Raw genomic sequence first — 6,662 nt, forward strand, 5'->3', positions numbered from 1 at the left:
TGGGCCTGCACCGTGCGGGCGCCCAGGGTGCCCGCCACGCCTTTCAGGGTGTGCGCCTCGCGCGTGGCCGCCGCTCCGTCGCCGGACTGGATGAGTCTGGCGATGCGCGTGGCCGCGTCGGCGTGCTGGGTAACGAAGCGCCGCAGCAGGGTGTAGTAGGTGGCCTGCTTGCCCAGCACGCGGCGCAGTCCCGCCTCCGGGTCGAGGATGCGTCGGGCACCGTTTTTTTTGGGGGGGCCGTCTTGCCTGGCGGCGCCGGAGATTGGCGACGTGCCGGGCGCAACCTCTGCCTGTGCGCCGGGCGAAGCGCCGGGAACGGTCACGTCCGGCGCATTCCCCCGCCCTGCCTCGCCTTGCCGGGGCAGCCAGCGGATCAGCGCCGCGAACAGTTCATCCGGATCGATGGGCTTGGCCACGTGGTCGTTCATGCCCGCCGCCAGGCACGCCTCGCGGTCGCCCTGCATGGCGTTGGCGGTCATGGCCACGATGGGCAGGCTGTCGGCCCCCCGGCTGCGGCGGATGGTCCGGGTGGCCTCGTATCCGTCCATGACGGGCATCTGCACGTCCATCAACACAAGATCGTAGTGTCCTTCCGCGACCATGCGCACCGCCTGCGCCCCGTCTTCCGCCGCATCGGGAACCAGCCCCGCTTCGGCCAGCAGGCCCAGGGCCACCTCTCGGTTGAGTTCGTTGTCCTCCACCAGCAGCACGCGCGCCCCCCGCACCCCGTCGAGCATGGCGGGGAGGGTGTCCGGCGGCGGCATGGCGGAGTGCGGCGCCGGATGCGCCGCACCCAGCAGGCGCATGGCCGTGTCGAACAGCAGGGACGGCTGCACCGGCTTCACCAGTATCGCGGACACGCCCACCCCCTCGGACGCGGCGTAAATTTCTTCGCGCCCGTGGGCGGTAACGATGGCCACGGGCAGGTCCGGCGCCAGGGCGCGGATCTTGCGGGCCGTCTCCAGCCCGTCCATGCCGGGCATCTGCCAGTCCAGGAAGACCATGCCGAAGGGGGTGTTCGAGTTCTGGGCCTCGCGCAGCAGGCCCAACGCGGCCACGCCGCCGTCCGCCATGACCGGACGGAAGGTCATGCCTTCCAGCATGAGGGCCAGCACCATGCGGGCCTGGGGGTTGTCGTCCACCACCAGCACCCGCAGGCCGCGCAGATCGATGTGCGGCACCAGTGGTCTCCGCGCGGAGCCCAGGCCCAGCCGGGCCGTGAACCAGAAGGTGCTGCCCCCGCCGGGGGTGCTGTCCACGCCCACGCTGCCGCCCATCAGGTCCGCCAGCTTCTTGGCGATGGCAAGGCCAAGGCCGGTGCCGCCGTACTTGCGGGTGGTGGAGGTGTCCGCCTGCTGGAACGAGACGAACAACCGGGCCTTCTGCTCGTCGGTGAGGCCGATGCCCGTGTCGCGCACGGCAAAACGCAGCAGCACCTCGGCATCGCCCTTTTCCAGCGTTTCCACGCGGACCACGATTTCGCCGCGCTCGGTGAACTTCACCGCGTTGTTGGCGTAGTTGATGAGAATCTGCCCCAGGCGCAGCGGGTCGCCCTGCAGCACGGGGGGGACGTCCGCGGCCACGTCGAGCACGAACTCCAGCCCCTTGGTGGCGGCTTTTTCCGACACCAGGTTGGCCACGGTGTCGAGCACGGTTTCCAGTTCGAACTCGGTGTTCTCCACCGTCAGCTTGCCCGCCTCGATCTTGGAGAAGTCGAGGATGTCGTTGAGGATGCCCAGCAGGTGCTGGCCCGAGGCGCGTATCTTGCGCACGTAGTCTGTCTGGCGCGGGTCCAGGTCCGTCTTCAGGGCCAGGTGGGCCATGCCGATGATGGCGTTCATGGGGGTGCGGATTTCGTGGCTCATGTTGGCCAGGAAATCGCTTTTGAGCCGCGTGGCTTCTTCGGCCATTTCCTTGGCCTTGCGCAGTTCGGCCTCGGAGCGCTTGCGCAGGGATATGTCTCGCAGGGCGCCGCAGGCGCTCATGGGGTGGCGCTCGGACGGGGGCAGCTTGCTGAGGCTGATTTCCAGCGGCAGGCGGGTGCCGTCCTTGCGTACGCCGATTACTTCGCGCTCATGGCCGATGACCTGAAGCGGCGAGGCCAGGAAGTCGTTGCGCAGTTTCACGTGGCGCTTGCGTATTTCTTTGGGCAGGAATTGCTCGACCAAATGCCCCGTAAGTTCGCCGGGTTCGTAGCCCAGCAGCCGTTCAAGCTGCGGGTTGCACAGCACGATGCGCCCCTCTCCGTCCACCACCAGCATGGCGTCCGGGGCAGAATGCACGATGCCCCGGTACCATGCCTCGGTATCCTTCAGTTCCGCCTGCTGTTCCTTGAGTTCGGTGATGTCGTTGATCAGGGTGACCCGACGGGGGGTGACGTCCTTGTCGCCGATGAGCGCGCAGCGCACGTCGGCCCAGCGCACCTCGCCGTCGGGGCGCAGGTAGCGGTGCTCTGCCCGCACCGCGATGGTGGAGCGGGCCGGGTCCGGTTCGTCGGATTCCGGGCGGCCCCGTTCCGGTTCGCCGTAGTGCAGGGTGGCGTATTCCAGCCTGTCGGGGTCCAGGCGGCCCAGCAGGGCTTTCAGCGCTTCCCGGTCATCGGGGTGAAAGAAGTCCCCAAGGTCGCGCCCGCGCAGTTCCGGTTCGCTGATACCGATGAAGTCGCTGAAGGCGGGGTTGGCCCGGTCGATGCCAAGCCCCCTGCGTTCGCTGACTATGCCGATGCCCGCCGTTTCGAACACGGCGCGGAAAAAGGCCTCGCTGCGGCGCAGCAGTTCGCGGCTTTCCTCCAGTTCATTTGCCTGGCTGCGGGTCTGCTCCAGCAGGCTGCGGGTGTGCAGGTTGCGCTCCAGCACTTCCTGCGACAGGGCGGCCATGGGCAGCATGTCCTCGAACAGGGTGGCGGCGCGGGGGGGCAGCGCCCCAGGGTGGCCAGTTCCAGCACGCCGAGCAGGCGTTCGCCCAGCAGCAGCGGATAGGCCCGCAACGAGGCGGGGTGCACATCGCCGAGCCCGGTTGAGAAGCGCAGGGCTTCACCGTCCGGCGGCGCAAGTTCCACGGGTGCACGCGTGGCGGCGCAACGGCCCACCAGTCCGCCGCCCTTGGGGACGCTGGCGGGAGGACCGCCGACGACGCCGCCCAGGGAAGCCACCAGATCAAGGTGTTCGCCATCGTCATTGGGCACGTACACCGCCGCGTAGGGGGCGCCGGATACCTGTGCGGCCACGGCGGACAGGCGCTGGCCGAAGGAGCCCAGGTCGCCTGCCTGTTGCAGCGCGGTGGCAGTCTCGGACATCTGGGCCTTGATCCAGCGCTGCTGTTCCATCTGGCGCGAAACGCCCCGCAGCACTTCCAGCGAGCGGGCCATGGCCCCCATTTCGTTGCGTTCGTCGCCGTAGGGTACCTGCACGTCCAGGTCGCCGTCGGCCAGTGACTTGACGCAGCCGGTCAGGGCCAGCAGGCGTCGGCGGATGCTCCAACTGACAAGATAGGTGATGGCCACGACCAGGGCGCAGAACAGCCCGTACGCAGCAATGGCCTTGAACTGCGTGGCCCGGTTTTCCGCAACAGAGGACTGGAAGAAGTTTTCCGCCGTGGCGCGGGCCGCGTGCATCAGGGCGTCGATGGCGTGCAGCAGCCTGTCGGACGGGTTCTGGGCAGAGGATTCGGTAAGCCGCCAGGCTTCCTGTATTTCACGGTTTTCTGCCAGGGCCATGGCCCTGTCGCGCATGGACAGGAAGTCGTCATAGCGGCTTGCCATGTCGTCGATGAGGGCAGGGTCGCCCCGGAAGTTGGCGCGCACGGCTTCCATGCAGTCATGGAACAGGCGTTCCTCTCGTCGCAGGGTGGCCACCTGCTCGGCCTTGATGGCCTCGTCCACCTCGATGATCTGCTCGCGCATGACCGCGCGCATGCGCTCCACGCTTTCCTTGGCCTGTTGCAGCCTGCTGGTGGCGATGAAGGTGTGCCGGTAGACGCTGCTGGCATCTTCGGCCATGTCGCGCATCAGACTCAGGGTGTTGTATCCGAGGGCGACGCTGAAGGCGACGATGAGCAGTGTGGCGATGAGCAGCCGCTGGAAGACGGAGAGATGGCGGAACAGCTTCGGGCCCGGAGTGGTGGGCATGGTGGGGCTCCTTCCGACCTTGGGGATGCCCGCGAAGGCCGGGCGGCGATGCAGGACTCAGTATAGGCGGGCGCGGGGAATATTGTCCAGAAGTCTGGAAATAACGAGAGGCGGTTGTTGCGGCGAGGGGAGCAGGGGGATGCGGCGGGCGGGAAAGGAGGGGACGGGGAGGCGCAGGGGGCTGGTGTGGCATGACGGGGAGGGGCCCGTGGTGGTTGGCGAGTTCGCCGGGCAGCACGTCGCGGGGGCCGTCCGATCCAGCCCGTCCGATCCGGCCAGTAGGGTCCGGCCAGTCGGGTTCGGTCAGTCGGGTCCGGTCAGCCGGGCAGGACGCTCCACAGGCGGTATACGGCAACGTCCGTCGCCGTGGCGTCGCGCGCGTCACGGGCCAGGGCCTGGGCTTCGGCACTGGTGGCGGCTTGTTCGTGGCGGGTGTCGCCATCTGCGGGGTGCCAGCGGATCAGGAAGGGCGGCGCGGGGGCGGGACCGCGCCCTTCGGACCACACGGGCCGACCACAGGTTTCGGGGCGGCGTCGGCGCCGGGGCGGCGCGGGCAATTCCGTACTGACGCCGGGCTGGGCGAAGGTGGCGGACTGCTGTGCCTGGTGCGGGCAGGCAAGAGTGGAAAGCGCCTGGGGAATGGGCGTGTGCGGTGCGGAAAAGGCGGGAGTGACGTGCATGGGGCCTCCGGGTTCCGATGTGGAGACGTTGTCGCACAAAATGTGCGAACTATCCAGCAGGGCGCGTCACAAGGGACGGTGGGGAGGGTGGGGAGGGTGGGAGAATTGGGGGAAGGCAGTGGGAGGGGAAATGCACGGGATTGGCCATGGCAGGTCGGGTCGGTTGCGGCGGGATAGGGCCGGAGCCGGGGGGAGGCCTGGCGTTGCCGATGGCGCGGCACACGAGGGGCATGCACGCTGGCGCATTGTCGGGGCGGCGAGGCCATAACGGCCTGCGGCAAGGCGCTGTGCCGGGCTACAGTTCCTTGCCCGCCCAGATGACCCGACCGATGACCTCCCATTGCAGGGCTTCGTCGCGCGGGTCGATCTCGATGTCCTGGTAGGCGAATTCCGGGTTGTCCCCCCGGAAATGGTATCGCCCCGGCGTGCGGGAAAAGCGTTTGATGTAGATTTCGTCCTGCACCCGCAACACATAGATGCGGTCTTCCGCCAACGCATGGTCGTGCTGGTTCACCAGCACCAGGTCTCCGTCATGCAGGGTGCGTTCCATGGACCGACCCATGACCTCCATGAGGGACAGGCCAGTGGTGGACCGTGCCCGGCCCAGCACCCAGTCCAGCCGGAAGGCGTGCTGCTCCTGCGGGTGGCCGCCGGTCTGCAACGAGCCGCCGCCTGCGCTGGGCCGTGCCTCAGCCCTGTCCACCAGTACGAATTCCTCGGCCAGGCGCCGGACTTCTTCCGGCACTTCCGGTTGCCCGGCAGACGCGCGGGGCGTCTCTCCATAGGGGCGCAGCATGCGTTCATGCAGGCCGCGCCGATGCGGCTGGTGCCCGCCGGCGGCGGAGATGCGGTCCAGATGCTCGGTGAGCCGCGCAAGATTGGACCGGCTGGGAAAGCGTTCGCCGTTCTTCCAGGCGTAGACGGTGCGCTCGCTGACCCCCGCGATTTCCGCAAGGCGCTTCACGCCGCCCACGCTGTGCAGCGCGTCGATGACGTACTCCCGAAGCTCGTCCCAGTCGGTGTTCGTGGAATCGTATTCGCTCATGTATGGGATGTTAGCACATTCTGTGCGAATGTCCACGAAAAACTGCCATCGGCGTACCGATACTCTTGACGTTTGTGTGCGAAGTGTGAAATATCTGTGCGCGAGACATGTCGCTGCCCTTGATGTCCTTGTGCGACGCCGCGTGGCCTCCCTGGGTGAGTGGTGGGCGGGCCGGCTCCGGTGGAAACGGCGAAGCGGCATTTTATAGGATAACTGATAAACAGGCCGTCCGAGCCGGGCCCCCTGGGGAGCGTTCCGGCATCGACGCGCCGAGAGGGATGGAAATGCGCGCAATGTCACACGGCACCAGATGTGCCGTATGCGGAAGCTCGTTCGGCTTGGGAGATGTCGAGGCCGAGGTCGTGGCCGGCATGGTGCTGTGCCCGACCTGTGCCGAAGGATGCAGCCTGCATGACCGGCGGCTGCCCATGATGTTCATAGAGGTCGACGAGCATCGACGCCTGCTTGGTCTGTACCACGCAAGCCACGACGAAGCTCGCCACCCCACGCCCGAAACGGCGCGCACCCGGCTGCGCGCGCTGGAGGCGTGCAACCGTTTCTTTGAAGGAGGTGCGTCATGCCGATAGTGACCTGCCTGCATTGCGGCACGCCATTTTCCGTCAACCCCGCCCGGCTGCTGCATGGTCGGGGGCGGTATTGCAGTCGCTCCTGCCATGCTGCCGCGCGAACCCTGGAACGGCCCGAACGTTGCCAACTGTGCGGTGGCCCCATGCCGCCGGGGCGCGCCCATCGCCGCTACTGCTCGCGGGAGTGCGTGTCGCTGGCCGCCGCAGGGCAGGCCAGGCCGCAG

The 6,662-nt window shown here is 67.7% G+C and carries 6 protein-coding genes; 2 read left to right on the forward strand and 4 right to left on the reverse strand.

Annotated features, from left to right (window positions below; translation table 11 throughout):
- The 4 genes from FVW20_RS04380 to FVW20_RS04390 form a co-directional block, all read right to left on the reverse strand.
- The coding region (locus FVW20_RS04380) for a hybrid sensor histidine kinase/response regulator (protein ID WP_231038859.1) at nt 1–2,825 on the reverse strand (2,825 nt) is incomplete at its 3' end.
- On the reverse strand, nt 2,714–4,126 hold the full coding sequence (locus tag FVW20_RS19620; RefSeq protein WP_231038857.1) for an MCP four helix bundle domain-containing protein: 1,413 nt from the start codon (nt 4,124–4,126) through the stop codon (nt 2,714–2,716). The genes FVW20_RS19620 and FVW20_RS04380, both read right to left, overlap by 112 nt.
- Before the next feature lie 317 nt (nt 4,127–4,443).
- Nucleotides 4,444–4,806 (reverse strand): hypothetical protein, encoded by a 363-nt coding sequence (locus FVW20_RS04385; protein ID WP_196608452.1) that lies wholly within the window; start codon nt 4,804–4,806, stop codon nt 4,444–4,446.
- Between the two features lie 295 nt (nt 4,807–5,101).
- Nucleotides 5,102–5,851 carry an XRE family transcriptional regulator gene (locus FVW20_RS04390; RefSeq protein WP_196608453.1) on the reverse strand — a complete coding sequence of 250 codons (750 nt, stop codon included), beginning with the start codon at nt 5,849–5,851 and terminating at the stop codon, nt 5,102–5,104.
- A gap of 293 nt (nt 5,852–6,144) precedes the next feature.
- Here FVW20_RS04390 and FVW20_RS04395 point away from each other — a divergent pair, with 293 nt between their 5' ends.
- Nucleotides 6,145–6,438 carry a hypothetical protein gene (locus FVW20_RS04395; protein WP_231038858.1) on the forward strand — a complete coding sequence of 98 codons (294 nt, stop codon included), beginning with the start codon at nt 6,145–6,147 and terminating at the stop codon, nt 6,436–6,438.
- A partial coding sequence (locus FVW20_RS04400) for a hypothetical protein (RefSeq protein ID WP_196608455.1) occupies nt 6,429–6,662 on the forward strand: 234 nt, incomplete at its 3' end. The genes FVW20_RS04395 and FVW20_RS04400, both read left to right, overlap by 10 nt.

It is taken from the genome of Nitratidesulfovibrio oxamicus (genome assembly GCF_015731765.1).
Classification (GTDB): Bacteria; Desulfobacterota; Desulfovibrionia; order Desulfovibrionales; family Desulfovibrionaceae; genus Cupidesulfovibrio; species Cupidesulfovibrio oxamicus.